The organism is Streptomyces sp. NPDC104106 (assembly GCF_055584345.1).
In genome coordinates this window covers 135,232-153,454 of the sequence record NZ_JBVJMF010000007.1, presented here as the reverse complement: position 1 = coordinate 153,454, position 18,223 = coordinate 135,232, and the positions used below count along the sequence as shown (strand labels likewise).

Below are 18,223 nucleotides of genomic sequence, written 5' to 3'. Positions count from 1 at the left end.
CCCGCTCCTAGCGTGGAGCCATGACCACACCCGTCTGCACCAGCGCCTCGGCCGCCGCCGCACCAGCGGGACAGACCCCTGCCCACGGCCGCGTCCGCACGGGCGGCGCGGCGCCCGCGTACCCGTCGTTCGCGTCGTACGTCAGGGCCCGCCAGCCGGTCCTGCTGCGCACCGCGCGCTCGCTCACCGCGAACCCGAGCGACGCCGAGGACCTGCTGCAGACCGCGCTCGCCAAGACGTACGTGGCCTGGGACCGGATCGAGGACCAGCGGGCGCTGGACGGCTACGTGCGCCGGGCCCTGCTGAACACCCGGACCTCGCAGTGGCGCAAGCGCAGGGTGGACGAGTTCTCCTGCGACGAACTGCCCGAGCCCGAGCCGGTGCCCGGCGACGACGATCCGGCCGAGCGGCAGGCGCTGCACGACGCCATGTGGCGGGCGATCACCAGACTGCCGGCGCGGCAGCGGGCGATGGTCGTCCTGCGGTACTACGAGGACCTCAGCGAGGTGCAGACCGCCGAGGTGCTCGGGGTCTCGGTGGGCACGGTGAAGTCGGCGGTGTCCCGAGCGCTCGGCAAACTCCGCGAGGACCCCGAGCTGGGGCTCGTCCGCTAGGCATCGCCCTGTTCCGCCGAGGTGCTGTCGAGTTCCCGTCGGCTTGGTGACGTACCCCCTAGTGACATACCGCGCGGTATGTGCGCAGAATCTGCGCAGCCCTTACTGCCGCGCAGGGCAACGCCGCCCCGGGAGGACCGCCGTGCTGAGCACCATGCAGGACGTACCGCTGACCGTCACCCGCCTCCTCGTGCACGGGACACTGGTGCACGGGCGGTCCCTGATCACCACGTGGACCGGGGAGGGCGAGCCACAGCGGCGCACGTTCGCCGAGGCCGGGACACGCGCCGTACAGCTGGCGAACGCCCTGAGGGACGAACTCGGCGTCCGGGGCGACGACCGGGTCGCGACCCTGATGTGGAACAACGCCGAGCACGTCGAGGCGTACTTCGCCGTGCCCTCGATGGGCGCGGTGCTGCACACGCTCAACCTGCGGCTGCCCGCGGAGCAGCTGGCGTGGATCGTCAACCACGCCGCCGACAAGGTGATCATCGTCAACGGCTCGCTCGTCCCGCTGCTCGCGCCGCTGCTGTCCGAGCTGCCGACGGTCGAGCACATCGTGGTCTGCGGACCGGGCGACCGCTCCCCGCTCGCCGGTGCCACCGCGCGGGTGCACGAGTACGAGGAGCTGATCGCGGACCGGCCGACCACCTTCGACTGGCCGGAGCTGGACGAACGCCAGGCCGCCGCCATGTGCTACACCTCGGGAACGACCGGCGACCCCAAGGGCGTGGTCTACAGCCACCGTTCGATCTACCTGCACTCCATGCAGGTCAACATGACCCAGTCGATGGGCCTGACCGACCAGGACACCTCCCTGGTGGTGGTCCCCCAGTTCCACGTCAACTCCTGGGGCCTGCCGCACGCCGGCTTCATGACCGGTGTGAACATGCTGATGCCGGACCGCTTCCTCCAGCCGGGGCCGCTCGCCGAGATGATCGAGCGGGAGCGGCCGACGCACGCGGCCGCCGTGCCCACCATCTGGCAGGGCCTGCTCGCCGAGCTGGCCGCGCACCCGAGGGACGTCTCCTCGCTCACCCAGGTCACCATCGGCGGCGCGGCCTGCCCGCCCTCCCTCATGGCGGCCTTCGACAAGCTCGGCATGCGGGTCTGCCACGCCTGGGGCATGACCGAGACGTCCCCGCTCGGCACGGTCTCCCGGCCGCCGGCCCATGTGATCGGTACCGAGGAGGAGTTCGCCTACCGCCTCACCCAGGGCCGCTTCCCGGCCGGCGTCGAGGCCCGGCTCACCGGCCCCGGCGGCGCACGCCTGCCCTGGGACGGGGAGTCGGCGGGCGAGCTGGAGGTGCGCGGCCCGTGGATCGCGGGCGCCTACTACAACGGCCCGGACGCCGAACCGCTGCGCCCCGCCGACAAGTTCAGCGAGGACGGCTGGCTGAAGACCGGTGACGTCGGCACCATCTCCCCCGACGGCTTCCTCACCCTCACCGATCGCGCCAAGGACGTCATCAAGTCCGGCGGCGAGTGGATCTCCTCGGTGGAGCTGGAGAACGCCCTGATGTCCCACCCGGACGTCGCCGAGGCGGCCGTGGTCGCCGTACCCGACGAGAAGTGGGGCGAGCGCCCGCTGGCCACGGTCGTCCTGAGGGAGGGCGCGAGCGCCGACTTCACGGCCCTGCGCACCTTCCTCGCCGAGGAGGGCCGCATCGCCAGGTGGCAGCTCCCCGAGCGCTGGACGATCGTCGCGGCGGTGCCGAAGACGAGCGTGGGCAAGTTCGACAAGAAGGTACTGCGCCGGCGGTACGCGGACGGCGAACTGGACGTCACCCGCCTCTGACCGCACACGCCGGGTTCCGCCGCGCCGCCCTGCTGGTGCCCGGCGGTGCCGTGCGGTCCGTGCCCGGCTTCGCGCCATCCGGATCGTGTCCGGCTCTGCCGTCCGGTGTGGGTCGGGCTGCGTGGTTGGGCGTGTCTGGTGCGTGGCCTGGTGTGGGGCCCCGCCGGTTGTCGTCGGCGGCCCCGCGCCCTCGGTCTTCGTGCCGGTCTCGGTCAGCGTCTCGGTACCCCCGGGTCTTCGTGTCGGTCGCTGTCAGCGGCGCCTCGCCGGGCGGCGTGCCGCCGTCGCGGTCCAGCCCAGCACCAGCCACACCGCCGCCACCGCGCACACCCCGGCCCAGCCCCAGTGGCCGAAGGCGGGGCCCGCGGCGGCCGAGGCGAGGGCGCCGCCGGCGAAGCCGGAGACGACGTAGGCCGTGTTGGCGGCGGCCGGGCTGGCGGTGGTGGTCAGGGCGAGGGTCTGGTTGGCGACGTGCGAGGCGACCAGCGCGGCGTGGATGGCGACCGCGGCGGCGAACAGCGCCACGAGCACGTGCCCGCCGAGCCAGAAGAGCGGTACGGACACGACCGCCAGCAGATACGCGGTGCCCACGACCCGCGCGGCGCCGAACCGGTCCACCAGACCGCCGGCCAGCGGGGCCACCGCGCTGGAGGCCAGTCCGAAGAGGCCGAAGAGTCCGGCGGTCGCCGTCGACAGGCCGTAGGCGGGGCCGGTCAGCAGCAGCGCGAGCGAGGTCCACAGCGCGCTCCACGCGCCGAACATCCCCGCCTGCCGCACGCACGCCCGCCACAGCTCCGGCGAGCGGCGCAGCAGCCCCGGTATCTCGGCCATCCCGGCGAACAGTCCGCCCCGCCGCGCGCGCCGCTCCGTGGGCAGGGCCAGCGCGGTGGCGAGGCCGAGCGCGAGGGTGAGCACGGCGGACCCGGCGAAGACCCAGCGCCAGCCGAAGGCCTGCCCGGCCAGAGCGCCCACGACGCGGGCGGCGACGATCCCGGTGAACAGACCGGCGACGACGGCGGCGACATGGCGGGCGCGCCGGTCCGCGGGGGCGCGCTCGGCGACCAGCGGGACCAGCAGCTGCGGTACGACGGTCGCGGCGGCGGCCGCGAACACGGCGACGGCGAGGGCCGTGGTGCCGGGCGACACGGCCGCGCCGACCAGGGCCAGCGCGGTGGCCACGGACAGGGCGGCGACGAGCGGGCGCCGGTTGACGCGGTCGCCGAGCGGGGCGAAGAAGAGCAGCCCGGCGGCGTACCCGAACTGGGCGACCGAGGCGAGCCAGGTCACGGCCGAGGGGACCGTGCCGAAGCCGTGGGCGATCAGGGGGAGCAGTGGGGCCGCGAGATAGATGTTGGCGGCCGTGACGGCGGTGCAGACGGCGATGAGCAGCAGGAACAGCCCACCGCCGGAGCGGACGGGGGACGGCCCCGGAACGGCGGTCGCGGGGATCCGGTCGGCCCGGACCTGCCGGGCGGGGTCGGTGCTGGTCACTGGCGGCATGAGCGGTGGCACTCCTCGAAGCCCGGCGAAGCCTGGGCCGGTCGCTGGCTCTGGTAACCAACTGGTTGGTTGTCTGACCCCAACAGCGTGCCCCGCCCCCGGCCCTTCCGTCAACCAAATAGTTGGTTACCTGATCGGACACTCCGGCCTACCCTGTCCCCATGGCACCAGCAGTGAGGGATCCAGAGGCCACCAAGGCCCGCATCTTCGGCGCCGCCGTGGCCGAGTTCGCGCGGCACGGCATCGCGGGCGCCCGCATCGACCGCATCGCTGCCGAGGCCAAGGCCAACAAGCAGCTGATCTACGCCTATTACGGCAACAAGTCGGAGCTGTTCAGCCATGTCCTCGGCCGGTCCATGACCGACCTCGCGGCCGCCGTCCCGGTCGACCCGGACGACGTCGACGGCTGGGTCGACCGCCTGCTCGACTACCACGCCGCCCACCCGGAGTTCCTCCGCCTGCTGTTCTGGGAGGGCCTCGAGTACGGCAGCGCGGAACTGCCCGACGAACCGGTCCGCCAGGAGCACTACGCCGTCAAGGTCGCCGCTCTCGCCGACGGCCAGGCCCGCGGCGTGATCACCGACGCGATCCCGCCCGGTGACCTGCTGCTCCTGATCACCGCGGTGGTCAACTGGATGGCCGTGGTCCCCCAGATGCGGCGCATCGTCACGGGCACCGAGAGCACCGACCGGGACCGCCTGCGGGCCTCCATCAAAGAGGCGACCCGCAGGATCGTCGCCTGCTGACGTTCCTCCGGTGGGTCCGGTGGGTCAGTTGGTGCCGATCCGCGCCAGCAGATCCACGATCCGGGTCTGCACCTCGCCGCTGGTGGACCGCTCCGCGAGGAACAGCACGGTCTCGCCCGAGGCCAGCCGGGGCAGGTCGGCCTGGTCGACGGCGGCGGTGTAGACGACCAGCGGGGTGTGGTTGAGCCGGCCGTTCACCCGCAGCCAGTCGATGATCCCGGCGAACCCGGCCCCGGCCTGCCTGCGCTGCACCTGCATCAGGTCCATCACCACGAGGTTCGGCCGGAACTGCCCCGCCAGTGTCACCGCGTCGCCGTCGCTCGCTGCCCGCGCCACCTGCATGCCGCGCCGCTCCAGCGTCGCGGTCAGCGCCAGCGCGATCTCCGCGTGCTCCTCGATCAGCAGCACGCGCGGCGGGTGCTGCTCGCTGTCGCGCGGCGCGAGCGCCTTCAGCAGTACGGCGGGGTCGGCGCCGTACGCCGCCTCGCGCGTCGCCTGCCCCAGCCCGGCCGTGACCAGCACCGGCACCTCGGCGGCCACGGCGGCCTGGCGCAGCGACTGCAGGGCCGTACGCGTGATGGGCCCCGTCAGCGGATCCACGAACAGCGCGGCCGGGAACGCCGCGATCTGCGCGTCGACCTCCTCACGGGAGTGCACGATCACCGGCCGGTAGCCGCGGTCGCTCAGCGCCTGCTGGGTCGTCACGTCCGGCGCGGGCCACACCAGCAGCCGGCGCGGGTTGTCCAGCGGCTCCGGGGGCAGCTCGTCGTCCAGCGGCTGCGGCCGCGGCGGGTCCGCGACCTCCACGGCACCGCCGGGACCGTCCAGCGGCTCGGGGCCCTCGGCGGCGTCCGCGTCCGGTGCGCCTATGGCGTACGAGCGTCCGGCGCCCTCGGTGCCCGGCGCGGGCCGGGTCTGCCCGCCGAGCGACGGCTGCGGTACGGCCGGCTGCGCGGGCGCCGCCTCGGCCGCCGGATGCGGCCGGGCCGCCTGCTCAGGCTGCGGCTCCGGGCGGGTGGCCGGGTCGGGGGGCGTGCCCAGCTTGCGCCGGCGGCCGGAACCGCCGGGCGCGTGCGGCGGCGGGGTCTGCGTCTGCGTCGGCTGCTGCACCTGCGCGGCCTGCCGGGCGAACGGCACGCCCTGCCCGAGCGTACGGACGCTGATCGCCCGCCCCTGCGTGGAGCTCGGGTCGGCCGCGGCACCCTCGACGGGCAACGGCTGCGCGGCCCGCGGAGCCGGCGGCACGGCGGGCGCGGGCGCCACGGGGGTGCCCGCACCGGAGGTGTCGTCGGCACCGGGCCACTGCTGCGGCACGGTCACACCGGGCGCGGCCACAGCGGCCTGGGGCTGCCGGGGCTGCTGGGGGGCCGGTGCGGCCTGGGCGGGCAGCGGTTGCGCGGCCGGGGTGCCGCCGGGCGGAGTCGGGGCCTGGGCCTGCGTCTGGGCCGCCTGCTGGGCGGGCAGCGGCTGCCCGGGCGCGGCCCCCACCTGACCCGGAACGACCGGCTGACCCGGGACCTGCGCGGGACCGGCCTGCGCCGGACCCGCCTGTACCGGACCGGCCTGCGCGGGGCCGGTGGACTGGACCGGGATGCGCTGGCCGGCCGTACCCCGCGCCGGGACCGCGCCGTGAACGGGGGTGCCCGGAGCGGCAGTCGGCGGGCCCGCGGGCTTCTGGCCGGGCTGCGCGGGAGCGACCGGAACCCCCTGAGGGGGAATCACCTGCCCGGGACCGGCCACAGGCGAGGGTGCGCCCTCCGCGCCCTCCGCCGCCTGCACCGGCGGTGCGGCCACGGCGCGGCGGCGCCGTCCGGTCGGCGCGCTGGTGGGATGCGGCTGCGGCGGGGTGTGGTCCTCGGACTGGTCGAGCGGTACGGCGTCATGCCGGCCGGCGTCACCGGGCACACGCGCGCCCGTGCCGCCGCCCGTGGTTCCGGGCGCGCCCTCGACGGGCGCCGGGAGCTGCGCGGACACCTGCGGGTGTCCCTGCGCCGGCGGCGGGGCGACGGGCTGCGGTGCGCGGTCGGCCTCGGCCGGCGGCAGGGCGAAGACCGTACGCGGACCGGCCGCCTCCTGTGCCTGGGCGCGCTCGGCCGCGGCGGCCAGCGCCCGCCGGCGCCGCCCGGTCGGCTGGCCGCCCTCGCCCGAGGCGCCCTCCGTATCGGAAGCGTCCTGCGCCCCCTGGACCGCCTGCGGCGTGCCGCTCCCCACGGCCAGGGCCGAGGGCCGGGCCGGGGGCAGCGCGGCCTGGGCCGCCGCCGCGGCCTCGGGGCGGGCCGGAACGCCCTGCGGCGGCACGGCCGCGCCGAGTCCCGCACCGGCGGCGGCCGCACCGGCGGCGTGCTCGGCGGCGGTGACCACGGCGCCCTCGCTCACGCCCGCGCCGTCCCCGGCACCGCTGTCGGCGGGCCGGCCACGGCGTCGCCCGGTCCCGCCGGATGCCGCGGACGGTCCGCCCTCGGCCGGGTCCACGGCGTCGGTGCTCTCCTCGACGGGTGCGGCGGCACGCCGGCGGCGCCGCCCGGTCGGCGCGGGCGCGTCCGCCTCACCGGTCTCGCCCGCGCCGGGTACGTCACTCTCCAGGAAGGCGTCCGTGGAGGCCCGCCGGGCCCGTCGCCGGCCGCCCCCGCCGACCGTCTGCCCGTCGGCCGCACCACTCTCGTCCAGGGCCACCGCGCCGGTCCCGGCCGGCGCGTCGGCCACGGCCGGTGCGGCGTCGGCCGCCGGTGCCGAGGCGGCGGTCACGGCCCCGGCTCCCCCGCCGATCGGCACCTCCAGCACGTACGCGCTGCCGCTCATGCCCGGCACCTCGTGCGTCTGGAGCACCCCGCCGTGGGCCCGCACGATCCCGCGCACGATCGGCTCGTGCACCGGGTCTCCCCCGGCGTACGGCCCGCGCACCTCGATGCGTACGACCTCGCCGCGCTGCGCCGCCGCGACCACGACCGTGTTGTCCAGATAACCGCCCACGGCGGCGGGTGTGTTGCCGGTGGCGTCGACGCCGGCCACGTCCGCCACGAGGTGCGCGAGCGCGGTCGCGAGCCGCCGCGGGTCGACCTCGGCCTCGATGGGCGGCGCGTGCACGGCGAACTGCACCCGCCCCGGCCCGATCAGCTCGACGGCACCGTCCACACCGGCGGCGACGACGGCGTCCAGCATCACCTTCGTACGGGTGATGTCGTCGCTGCCCGCGTCCAGCCGCTGGTAGCCGAGGACGTTGTCGATGAGCGTCGTGATCCGCGAGTACCCGGCGGACAGGTGGTGCAGCACCTGGTTGGCCTCGGGCCACAGCTGCCCGGCGTCGTCGGCGGCCAGGGCCGCCAGCTCGCGCCGCAGTTCGTCCAGCGGCCCGCGCAGCGACTGCCCGAGCAGGGTCAGCAATTGCTCGTGCCGCCCGGCGAGCGCCTCGTACCGGTCCTTCTCCCGCTCGGCGAGCGCCGCGTACCGCTCCTCGGCCGCCGTCACATCCTCGGCGTGCTTCTCGCGCAGCTCCTCGACCTCGGTGACGTGCTGCTGACGCAGCGCGGTCAGGTCGGAGGCGTGCTCCTCGGAGAGCTTCTCCAGCTCCTCGGCGTGCGCCTTCTCCTGCGCGGCCTTCTCCTCGGCGAGAGCCTCGTACGGCCGCCGGTCGGTGAAGGTCATCACCGCGCCGACGAGCTGGTCCCCGTCGCGCACCGGCGCGGTCGTGAGGTCGACGGAGACCTGCTGGTCGCCCTTGGACCACAGCACCTGCCCGCGCACCCGGTGCTTGCGCCCGGAGCGCAGGGTGTCGGCGAGCGGGGACTCCTCGTAGGGGAAGGGCGAGCCGTCGGCGCGCGAGTGCAGCACGAGGGCGTGCAGTTCCTTGCCGCCCAGCTCGCCGGCCCGGTAGCCCAGTATCTGCGCGGCGGCCGGATTGACGAGCACGATCCGTCCGTCGGTGTCGGTGCCGACGACACCCTCGGCCGCGGCCCGCAGGATCATCTCGGTCTGCCGCTGTGAACGGGCCAGCTCCGCCTCGGTGTCCACGGTCCCGGACAGGTCCCGTACGACGATCATCAGCAGCTCGTCGCCCGTGTAGCCGTAACCGTCGTACGCCTGCTGCCCGTTCTCCAGGTTCGCGCTCGTCACCTCGACGGGGAACGAGGACCCGTCGGTCCGCCGCGCGATCATCCGGGTCGGCTTCGTCCGGCCCCGGGGGTCCATGTGGTCGGGCCGCCGCATCGAGCCGGGGATCAGCCGCGAGTCGAACTCGGGCAGCAGATCGAGCAGCCCGCGCCCCACGAGAGCCGTACCCGGCGCCTCGAATGCCTCGAGCGCGATGGTGTTGGCGTTGACGACGGTTCCGTTGGCGTTGACCAGGACCAACGCGTCCGGCAGAGCGTCGAGTATGGCTGCGAGGCGAGCAGCGCCTCGGGATGGCCTGCTGCTCACGAGACGCCTTCCTCCCTGTTACCGCACCTTGCCGACCGCCCGGGCCATCTTGCCAACCGGCCCGCGACGTGTCACGCGAGGGAGTCTATGCGCACGCGTTGCGCTCGGGACGCCGGATGAGAGGGAGGTCCCACGGGGAAGTGACACCGAACCCGTGACCGACCCCCTGACCTCGGCTCCTGCCCCGCCCCCGGCTCCGCAAGACCTTCGCGGGACCTTTACGGCCCGGGTGATACGGGGGCGACGCGCCCCGTCGCCCCCGCCTGCGCCCCCGGTCGGGTGACTGGCCCGATGACCGGCCAGGGGCGCGGTGCCAGGGGCGCGGTCAGGCGGCCGGTCCCGGGGCGGCCGGTCCCGGGGCGGGGAGCAGCGGCACCAGCCGGTCCCACCGCCCGATCTCGCACCCGTTGCTTCGGTTGTAGTCGGCGTCGACCGGCCGGCCGGCCCACCTTCCGGTGACATGGGCGGTGGCCGGGCCGCCGTAGAGCATGGTGCAGGTGGAGCCGGGCGGCACCGGGGCGAAGGTGCCCCGCCCCCACTGCGTCCGCCCGTCCAGCGCCCGGCAGGCCCCGGCCGGGTCCGGATGGTTTCCACCGTCCGGATGACAGAACAGCTCGTACCTCCCGTCCTTCCCGGACCCGGCGTGCTCCACGACGACGGTCAGACGGTCCCCGGCCCCGTCCTCGGGCCGGGCGGGCGGCGGCGCGGCGGGCGCCGCGACGGCGGGTACGGCGGCGAGGGACGCCAGGGCGGACACGGCGGACACGGCGGCGAGAGCGGGCGTACCGAGGAGACGCGCCGCCCGCCGCGGGGAGAGAAAGACCATGCCCTGCCCAACGCCGCCGCCCACCAGACGTTGCGCACCCCGGACGCCGCGCCCTACCTGGCGGAAGCCCTTTGCTTTGCCGGCCGAGTGCCTAGTACCGTGGAGGCCGATTGGTGACAGGGCACTCGGCTGTGTCATCATCTGCACGCACCACTCGCGCGCTCGCGTGAGCGGTTGTGCTGGAGGCGTCGCCTAGTCCGGTCTATGGCGCCGCACTGCTAATGCGGTTTGGGCCTTAAAGCCCATCGAGGGTTCAAATCCCTCCGCCTCCGCCCTGATCCCGAAGCCCCGGTCCACTGGACCGGGGCTTCGGCGTTCCCAGGCACCTGCGCACGCCCCCCTGACGGCGTTTCCGCAGGTCAGAGTGGGTTTGGGGATCGGATTTCACATGACGGCGGCAGTCATGTAATGTTCTTCCTGTCGCCGGGACGGGCCGAAAGGACCGAAACGGAGACGAGAACAAAAGAACAAGCACTCGTAGCTTAACGGATAGAGCATCTGACTACGGATCAGAAGGTTGCAGGTTCGAATCCTGCCGAGTGCACACAGGTCAAAGGCCCCCTGGGATGATCCCAGGGGGCCTTTGACATCAACCACTGACATCAACGCGACCAGAAGTGCCGATCACTCCTCGGTGGCCGACTCTTGCTCGCCCCCTGATCCTTCGCCCGGATCATCCAGTCCCAGAGCGTCGTCCATCCGATCGGCGGCGGCCTTGAGCGTCGTGCTCATCACATGCGCGTAGGTGTCGAGCGTCATCGTGATCGTGCTGTGCCCGAGGGTTTCCATGATCGTGCGAGCGTCCACGCCCTGGGCGAGCAGGAGTGAGGCGCACGTGTGCCGGAGATCGTGCACTCGCACCCGTCGTACGCCAGCGTCCCGACACAGGATGGTGAGCATCCGGTTCAGGCTGCGGGGGTCCGTGACGCGGCCGGTCGTCGTGGTGAAGATCAGACCGTCCGGCTGGCTCGGCGCGGGTTGCCACTTCTTCCCGGCGACCTTGCGTTCCCGCTCCTGCTGGGCCCGGTGCTGCGCGAGTGCCCGCATGCAGTGCTTCGGCAGAGACACCGTGCGGATGGAGCGCATGGTCTTGGGGCTGCCGAAGATCAGCTCACGTCGGATGCGCTGTACGTTCCGGCGGACGCGCAGCTGTCCGTTCGTGAGGTCGACGTCTGCCCAGGTGAGGGCGAGCGCTTCGCCACGCCGCAGGCCCGTGGATACGAGCAGCAGCCACAGGGCGTAGAGGCGGTGGGAGCGGGCGGTTTTGAGCATGAGGCGAGCCTCGGCGGCGTCGAGCGGATGCACCTCCTTGCGGGTGACGGTCGGGGTCTCCACGATCCGTGCGACGTTCCGCGCGATCAGCTCCTCTCGGATCGCCTGCTGAAGCGAGGACCGGAGGACGGCATGGATGTACTGAACGGTCCGGGCGGAGGGGCGACGTTCACAGCAGCGGCCCACGGCGCAGCACGAGCGCTTGCCCTCCGGGCGCTCCGCGTCCGCGCCCCGCAGGCAGCACAGGCAGGAGTCCTTGAACTCCGCCAGGAACCGGCGCACGTCCGCCGGCGACAACCGGTTCAGCCGCTTCTTGCCGAGAGCGGGTCGGATGTACAGGCGGGTAAGCCCCTCGTAGCTGTTCAGCGTGGACGGCTTGAGCCGCTGCGGCGCGATGGTGGCGAGCCAGTAGGTGAGGTAGTCGCCGAAGGCCATGGTGGACTCGGCGGCCGGAATGCCCTGACGGGTCTTCTCCTGCAACTGGGTGAGCTTCTCGGCTACTTCCGTGCGGGTCTTGCCGTAGACGAACTTCCGGGTGCGGGTCCCGTCAGGGCGGTAGACGTAGGCAGCCGCCTGGTAACGGCCGTCTGCCCGCTTGGTGATCGTTCCTTCGCCGTTGGCGCGACGCTTGGCCATTACGCGGCTTCCTCCATACGGTCGTTCATGTACTGACGGACGGCTGCTACGGGGATGCGTCGGCTTCGGCCTTCCGTGTAGGAGGGGAGCCGGCGGGAGCGGATGAGGTCGTAGACCTTGCTGCGGCTCATGCGCAGGTGGGTCATGACCTCCGGGACGGTCCAAGCGGTGGGGACTTCGTCGTCGGGGACGAGCGTGAGCACGCGGCTACCTCCGGTTTGGGGGTGGGGCCTGCGAAGGGGGTTGGTTCTACGGACCTCGGGAGCCCGTGGCTGTCCGAGGTGCGGATTTCTGCGTCATTGCGTCATCAGCGTCATTCGGGCCTCTGACCTGCTGTTTTGCGTGACGCAGCGGTTCGGGGCTGCGTCATCGGTGCGTCATGGGCTGCGTCATCGCATGACGCAGATGACGCAGGATGACGCAGGGCCCGCCGTCTGCGTCATGCCGTAAGCCGCAGGTCAGGGGCAGTTTTTCGGCCTCCATGACGCAGATGACGCAGCGTTTTCCCTCTTAGGACAAAAGAGGGGGTGGCTGTTGTAGTTCGGTGCGCCTCAGAGCGTGAAGAAGGAGCCGCTGCGCGGCGCGACCTTTGGGCGGCGTTCCGCCGAACAGCAAGAGGAGCACCCCTCTGCCGCCTGGTGCTCTTCTTGCTTGTCCGGGCCGAGCGTGCGAGCGCGGTCAGAACATCGGTTTGTGCTGGTGTAGGGCGCGGGCGGCGGTGCGGGTCATTTCGAGGTAGCGGCCCTCGCTGGTGCGGCCCGTGTCGATGAGGACGCCGCGGGCGGCCAGGGTCGGCTGGAGACGCTTGAGACGGTCGGAGAGGACCTTTCCCGTGGTCGGCCAGCCCTTGGGCAGTGCCCGCAGTTCCTCGCCGCTGTAGAGGCGGCTGAGGCAGTGCAGCCACTCGGTGGAGGTCATCCGTTGCGCCGCGCCCGGCTCGATGCCGTCGGCGTGCCTGAGAACGGTCTGGGCGAGGAGATCGCCCTCGATCACGTCGTCGTTGAGGTCGTCCAGGCTGGCCCGGTAGGCGGTGAGCGCTCCGAGACCGGTCGCCGCGTCGAGCTGCGCGCACAGGTGGGCGAAGTCCGCCATCCGCAGGTCGGTAGGGGTCTCCGCCTCAGCTGCACGGACCCTGACCGTGAGATCGAGCAGGGACCCGAGGACGACGGGCAGCACCTGTTCGTACTCCGCCCACAGTTCCGCCTCGGTGCGCCGGACGCGGGGCCGCTCCAGACGGAGCGGCAGGAGCCGTTCGGCGAGGTCGGGTCGGATGACTCCGACGTCGATACCGGTCAGCAGCAGGGGGCGGCGGTAGCCGACACGGAACACGTCCCCGTCGGTGAACAGGGCGCGCTTGACGTTCTCGGCGCCGGTGACAATGCAGCACATGGCGTCGGACAGGTCCGGGCTCATGTGGGAGAGGTTGTCCAGGGCGGTGACCCATCCGGCGGCCACGGCCGCAGTCAGGTTCTCCTCGTCCTTGGGGGCGCGGCGCAGGTCGCCGCTCATGCCCTCGATGACCCTGACGAGCATCCGCCCGCCGGTGGACTTGCCGGCGCCCTGCGGGCCGGTGAGGAACGGCGCGGGGACGGGCACGGACGGCCCGAGACAGCCGATCAGCCAGGCGATGGCCAGGCACTCGGTCTCGGCGTTGGCGAAGTTGCACAACCGCAGCAGCAGATCGATGCCCTTGCCGTCGGTGTCCTTGGCCGGCAGGGGGAGTTCGCCGGTGAGCTGGGTGCGTCGCCAGCAGACCTCGCGCGGGTCGGGGACGGTGATGTCCCAGCCGGTGGGGTGGATACGGACGGACTTGCCGTCGTCGCGGCCCAGGTCCAGCCAGGTTGCGCCGTCGAATCCGGGAGCGACGCGGATGTGGACGGGCTGCACGTCCTCCGTCATCGCCAGTGCTTCGATCAAGTCCAACGCTTCCTTGAGCGCGGTTCCGTTGAACACGCCGATGCCGTCCTTGAACATGCCGACCATGAGTTCCTGGCGGTGGCTGCCCGAGGTTCCCTGGGAGCGCATCGGGCGGGCGACGGGGTGGCCGTTCTTCTGCGCGTACACGGTGCCGTCGGCGGTGCGGAAGTACCGGAAGTGCGCCTGCGCGTAGTCGGCGATGACCTCGCGGGCGGGGTTCTTCTCGTCGTCGGCCATGGTCACAGTCCCAACCGGGTGCGGGCGTTGGTCCACGCGTCGGTGCAGTGCCGCAGGGATTCGCCCTTGGCCTGCGCAGCGGTGAACAACCGCGCGACATGGGCGCCAGTGAGGCAGCCGCACCGGCCGTGGGCGGACAGCACCGCGAGGAACGTGCGGTACACGGTGGTGTGGATCGCGCTGCGGGCCTCGGTGATGCGCTGCTCGGCCATGGCGATCCCACGTTCCAGGTAGGCGGGCGTCCGATGACGGCACTCCCCGCCCCCGGCCTGGACGGGCACAGCGATGGAATGCAGCGCCGGCCGGACCACGGCGGGTTCCTTCACGGCCAGCGCGCGCACGACTCCCGGCAGCGCCGTGATGGTGCCGGTGCCGGGGCCTCGCCAGCGGGCGTAGGCCATCGTGGACTTGATGTCGACGCCGTCGCGTACGCCGTTGGCGGACTGCATGGTGCCCCGGTAGATCCAGTGTTCTCCGCGCGTGGTGGCTACGGTCTGGGTGGGTGGCAGGGCCTCGCGTGCCCAGGCGACGGCGGCCGGGTTGTCGAGGTCCACGACGGTGAGGCCAGCGCCGCCGGGGTGGTAGGCAACGGCTGCAGCCTCGCGCCACGCCAGCGCCCACCGGGCCGAGTTGATGACGTCGGGGTCGGTGGTGGCGGCGGCCCAGGCGTGGCAGGGCGCCGGGCAGGCGCAGGGGCCCGGAGTCTTCATGTTCGGTCGGCCGCCGCACGCGTTCTTGACGCATGCCGGGCAGTTGCCGAACGGCACCTTCCCCGCCCGCAGGGGCAGTACCGGCACGCCCGCCTTCGCGAGGTCCAGCGCGATGCGCAGGTGGCTGGTCGGGGCGAGCACTCGCCCGATGTCGGTCGGATGGGTCATGCTGGGTGACCTCCACTGTTCAGTTGGATGGGTGGAACAAGGGCGGCCCCGGACTTTGGCGAGACGGGGGCCACCCTTGGCGTTGCTACTGGTGGTTGTTGGTTTTGGCCCACACGCCGCGCGTGGTGGTGTGGACGTTGCGCTGGTCCTGGTAGACGGGGCCGGTGTAGTGGTGGTGGGTGTCCGGGGCGGGCTTGGCGCGCTTGGCGAGCTTGGCGAGGGCGAGGAGGAAGGTGGTGGGGGCGCCGAAGACGATCGCGCACACCAGGGGGTTGGCGGTCTGGGAGGCGTACATGACGACGGCGGCGGTGAGGCCGGTCATGGAGACGGCGGCGCCGCCGGACAGCATCAGGACGCTGGCGTCGGTGGCGCCCTGGCTCATCGGGGGCCGGCCGGGCTGGGCGACGGGCGGGGTGGGGCCGTAGGCGGGCAGCGGGGTGGTGTCGCGGTGCGCGGTGGGCACCACGGGCGCGGGCCGGTAGGCCTCGGTGATGATCCGGCGGGCCTCGACGGCGGCCTCGTCCTCGCTCATCGCGGCGGCCACTGGGGCGGTTGCGGGGGTGGTGTCGGAGGTCATGCGGAATCCCTTCCGATGCGTCGTCGGGGAGGCGGCGGCACCCCTTTGGGGGTGCCGTGTGGAGGGGGTTTTCGGGGGTGTGAGCTGGGCGCCTCCCCGTCTCCCCGAAATGATGTTTTCGCTGATCAGCGTGGGGGAGGCGGGGTGGGGGAGGCGGTTGGGGAGTTCTCCCCGCCTCCCCGCGCCGGGCGGGTGCGCCTCCCCGTCATCCGGCGGCGGAAGCGGAACCCTCGTCGTCGCGTTCGGCGAGGGCGCGGAGGACGTCGTCGCGGCGGACGTTCATCAGGCCGTGCGACTTGTACGCCTCGACGCCGGCCGCCTCCAGCACCTCCTTGAGGTCGCCGAACGTCCAGTCGCCGTAGGCATCGTGGTTCAGGGCGTCGAGCCGCTTGAGGATGTCCCGCGTGAGCGTGCGGTCCGCGTCGCCGAGAACGGCCGCGATGTCGGCGAGCGGGTCACGCTCGGCGTCGTCCCGCTCGACGGCGCGCAGGGTGGTCACGCCGGTCCGCAGCGCACGGGCGCGCTCGGCGATGGCCTCGGCCGGCTCGTCGTCGATGAAATGGGTCCGGACCGTGATGAACGACTGTCCCTTCGGCATGGTCATGCCGTCGGTCGTCACCACCAGGGTTCCCTTGTCCAGTCCCTGGCGCAGCATGTGGGGGGCGGCCCCGTCCTCGACCGCCTTGTCCCCGAGCGCCATCTTCGACTGGGATTCGGTGCCCAGTACGAGGGAGGCGCGGGTGTGGGCGCCCTCGCGGACCAGCTTGGGAAGGTTCTCGTCGGTGGGGTCCTGGGTGCCCTGCCACATCAGCACGTCCACGGCGCGGCCCTGGTTGTGAATCTCGCGGACGGCCATGAAGTACCGGGACGTTGCCTTCCTGCCGCCGTAGGGCCGCCTGTTCTCGTCCACGGCCGGGCACATGAACGCCTTCTGTGCCTCGTCCACAAGGACGATCAGGGGCGGGAAGACGGCGTTCGGGTCGGTGCGGCGCACCTCGATCCGCCGGTTCATCTCCGCGACAGCGTCCTCAACCATCTCGGTCGCCTGGATCACGTGGTCATCGGACGGGCCCTCGATCAGGACGTCCGCGATGCCGTAGAACATGCGCCAGTCCCCGACGCCCTTGAGGTCGGCGACCCAGAACTTCACCGACCGGTCCAGGGCCAGCCACAGGGCGACCGCGCGCAGGGATGCGGTCTTGCCCTGGTTCGAGCGGCCGGTGATGAGCATGTGGCGCTGGTACACGCTCAGTTCGGCCGCATCCCCGCGCAGGTCCTGTCCCCACGGGGCCTTGCCGGTCTTGTAGTTCGCCGTCATGGTCTCGTCGGTGACCAGTGGGGACGGGCCGATCGGCTCGTCCAGCGCACCGGAATCGGCGATCCACAGGCGGACCGTGCGGGCTGCCTCGGGGATCGTGATGAACACCTCGTGCTCATGCCGGGACAGGTTCTCCGCCAGCTTCCGGCGTCGCTGTTGAACCTCGTTCGTCGCCACCCCTGAGGGCAGGGTGACGTCGACCTCGACCCCGCACCCGGCGATGGTGATCGGGGACAGCATCGAGGCGCCGGCGTCGCCCATCTCTGTGATGACCTTGCGCAGCGCGGGGACGCCGAGGTCGCGCAGGGCCTTGACCACGATGGACGGGGTGATCGGCTCCCCTTCACCGTTGCGGACGCGGTCGGGAAGGGCCCACTGGGGTGCGGCGTGCTGGTGGGCGCCGACCGACCACAGCGCGAGCAGCGCGAGGAACGGGCCGAGCGTGAGCGCCGGTCCCCACACCACGCGCACGATGGTGACCATCAGGTTGATGAACTTGATGACCGCCATCAGCGGCGTGACGACCTCCGTGGGGTCCTTCGTGGCGATCGCCATGGCGATCCCGAGCAGGACCAGGCCGCCGATGCCCATACCGGCGCTGACGGCCGCGCCCTTGGCCGCGTCCAGGGGCGAGTGCAGCAGGTCCATGCGGCGGCGGTGGCGGGCCTCGCGGTAGCGCTGCCCGCGCTCTTCCCACTCGGCAGCCGCCTCGTGGTTGCCCGCGGCTTCGGCCGCGCGGAGCATCCGCTCGTAGCGGGCGGCGGTGCGGCCGTCCCAGGTACGCCGGGCCGCGATCCGGGCGCCGCCGGCGACGTAGAGGGTGTGCCGGGCGAGGGCGCGGCCGGTGGCCTTGGTGGTCTCGTGAGTGACGAAGCCCTTGATGGCGCGGCCGGAGCGGACCCACAACGGCACGGGTGCCGGCGGTGCGGGGTCGGGGACCACGGTCAGCGTGGTCACGCTCGCCTCATCGGAGATCGGGTCGGTGTTCTTGTGCAGGTGGACGACGTTCTCGGTCATGCTGGCATGGCTCCTGACTACCCCGAGCAGGGGCGGGAGTTGAAGAAGGAAGGGGTGCCGGGGCGGTCGGGTCCGTGGCAGGGACGGCCGCCCCGGCAGCCAGGACGTACGGGCCACGCGTCACCCGGCGGGGAGAACGCGCGGTGGGAACGTGGTCACCACCACCCGGCGGACTTCTTGGCGGCCTTGGCCTGCGCTTCCTCGGTCACGAGCCGCTGCCGCTCGGTCTTGAGCGCGGCGATCTCGGTGACGAGCCGGGTCTCGGCCGAGCTGAACAGGTTGTCGATGCGGTTGTCCGCGCGGGCGGTGCCGTTGCCCCGGTGCAGGCTGTAGGCGCCGCCGGCGGCGGCCCGCAGGATCGCCCGGCGCTCGTGGCCCTCCAGCGGCCACATTTCCTGGTTGCGCACGGCCTGGAGCTTGCGTTCGGTCTGCTGGATCGCCTTGTCCAGGCGGCGGATGTCGGACTTGCTCACG

Annotated in this window: 13 protein-coding genes and 2 tRNA genes; 5 read left to right on the top strand and 10 right to left on the bottom strand. The window is 72.7% G+C overall.

Features of this window, described 5'->3' with window-relative positions; all coding sequences use genetic code 11:
* Positions 1 to 20: 20 nt before the first annotated feature.
* Together ACZ60X_RS18650 and ACZ60X_RS18645 are read left to right on the top strand one after the other, a co-directional pair.
* The gene (locus tag ACZ60X_RS18650) at positions 21 to 614 is read left to right on the top strand and encodes a SigE family RNA polymerase sigma factor (protein ID WP_469599521.1); all 594 of its coding nucleotides are present in this window, start codon (positions 21 to 23) and stop codon (positions 612 to 614) included.
* A gap of 142 nt (positions 615 to 756) precedes the next feature.
* A complete protein-coding gene (locus tag ACZ60X_RS18645; RefSeq protein WP_469599519.1) occupies positions 757 to 2,412 on the top strand; it encodes a long-chain fatty acid--CoA ligase in 1,656 nt (551 codons plus the stop codon).
* A 252-nt stretch (positions 2,413 to 2,664) separates the two neighbouring features.
* Here ACZ60X_RS18645 and ACZ60X_RS18640 read toward each other — a convergent pair whose 3' ends face one another.
* The gene (locus tag ACZ60X_RS18640; RefSeq protein WP_469599517.1) at positions 2,665 to 3,912 is read right to left on the bottom strand and encodes an MFS transporter; all 1,248 of its coding nucleotides are present in this window, start codon (positions 3,910 to 3,912) and stop codon (positions 2,665 to 2,667) included.
* A 161-nt stretch (positions 3,913 to 4,073) separates the two neighbouring features.
* Here ACZ60X_RS18640 and ACZ60X_RS18635 point away from each other — a divergent pair, with 161 nt between their 5' ends.
* Positions 4,074 to 4,658 (top strand): TetR/AcrR family transcriptional regulator, encoded by a 585-nt coding sequence (locus ACZ60X_RS18635; protein WP_469599515.1) that lies wholly within the window; start codon positions 4,074 to 4,076, stop codon positions 4,656 to 4,658.
* A gap of 24 nt (positions 4,659 to 4,682) precedes the next feature.
* Here ACZ60X_RS18635 and ACZ60X_RS18630 read toward each other — a convergent pair whose 3' ends face one another.
* Together ACZ60X_RS18630 and ACZ60X_RS18625 are read right to left on the bottom strand one after the other, a co-directional pair.
* The gene (locus tag ACZ60X_RS18630) at positions 4,683 to 9,071 is read right to left on the bottom strand and encodes a PAS domain-containing protein (RefSeq protein ID WP_469599513.1); all 4,389 of its coding nucleotides are present in this window, start codon (positions 9,069 to 9,071) and stop codon (positions 4,683 to 4,685) included.
* Positions 9,072 to 9,396: 325 nt separating this feature from the next.
* A complete protein-coding gene (locus ACZ60X_RS18625) occupies positions 9,397 to 9,897 on the bottom strand; it encodes an SSI family serine proteinase inhibitor (RefSeq protein ID WP_469599511.1) in 501 nt (166 codons plus the stop codon).
* Positions 9,898 to 10,078: 181 nt separating this feature from the next.
* Between ACZ60X_RS18625 and ACZ60X_RS18620 the strand changes: the two genes are divergently transcribed.
* Both ACZ60X_RS18620 and ACZ60X_RS18615 read left to right on the top strand, forming a co-directional pair.
* Positions 10,079 to 10,169 (top strand) — tRNA-Ser (locus ACZ60X_RS18620).
* 199 nt (positions 10,170 to 10,368) lie between these two features.
* A tRNA-Arg gene (locus tag ACZ60X_RS18615) sits at positions 10,369 to 10,441 on the top strand.
* 80 nt (positions 10,442 to 10,521) lie between these two features.
* Here the strand turns inward: ACZ60X_RS18615 and ACZ60X_RS18610 are convergent.
* The 7 genes from ACZ60X_RS18610 to ACZ60X_RS18580 form a co-directional block, all read right to left on the bottom strand.
* Positions 10,522 to 11,805: a tyrosine-type recombinase/integrase gene (locus ACZ60X_RS18610; RefSeq protein ID WP_469599509.1), complete on the bottom strand. Its 1,284-nt coding sequence runs from the start codon at positions 11,803 to 11,805 to the stop codon at positions 10,522 to 10,524.
* Positions 11,805 to 12,008, bottom strand: a complete 204-nt coding sequence (locus ACZ60X_RS18605) for a helix-turn-helix domain-containing protein (RefSeq protein ID WP_469599507.1) — start codon at positions 12,006 to 12,008, stop codon at positions 11,805 to 11,807. Before ACZ60X_RS18605 ends, ACZ60X_RS18610 begins: the two co-directional genes overlap by 1 nt.
* Before the next feature lie 475 nt (positions 12,009 to 12,483).
* Positions 12,484 to 13,959: an ATP-binding protein gene (locus ACZ60X_RS18600; RefSeq protein ID WP_469599505.1), complete on the bottom strand. Its 1,476-nt coding sequence runs from the start codon at positions 13,957 to 13,959 to the stop codon at positions 12,484 to 12,486.
* A gap of 2 nt (positions 13,960 to 13,961) precedes the next feature.
* Positions 13,962 to 14,837 carry a bifunctional DNA primase/polymerase gene (locus ACZ60X_RS18595; protein ID WP_469599503.1) on the bottom strand — a complete coding sequence of 292 codons (876 nt, stop codon included), beginning with the start codon at positions 14,835 to 14,837 and terminating at the stop codon, positions 13,962 to 13,964.
* An 85-nt stretch (positions 14,838 to 14,922) separates the two neighbouring features.
* Positions 14,923 to 15,414, bottom strand: coding sequence for a hypothetical protein (locus tag ACZ60X_RS18590; RefSeq protein ID WP_469599501.1), 492 nt, complete (start codon positions 15,412 to 15,414; stop codon positions 14,923 to 14,925).
* A 205-nt stretch (positions 15,415 to 15,619) separates the two neighbouring features.
* Positions 15,620 to 17,749: an FtsK/SpoIIIE domain-containing protein gene (locus ACZ60X_RS18585; protein WP_469599499.1), complete on the bottom strand. Its 2,130-nt coding sequence runs from the start codon at positions 17,747 to 17,749 to the stop codon at positions 15,620 to 15,622.
* A gap of 155 nt (positions 17,750 to 17,904) precedes the next feature.
* On the bottom strand, positions 17,905 to 18,222 hold the full coding sequence (locus tag ACZ60X_RS18580) for a hypothetical protein (RefSeq protein ID WP_469599497.1): 318 nt from the start codon (positions 18,220 to 18,222) through the stop codon (positions 17,905 to 17,907).
* Position 18,223: the final 1 nt, after the last annotated feature.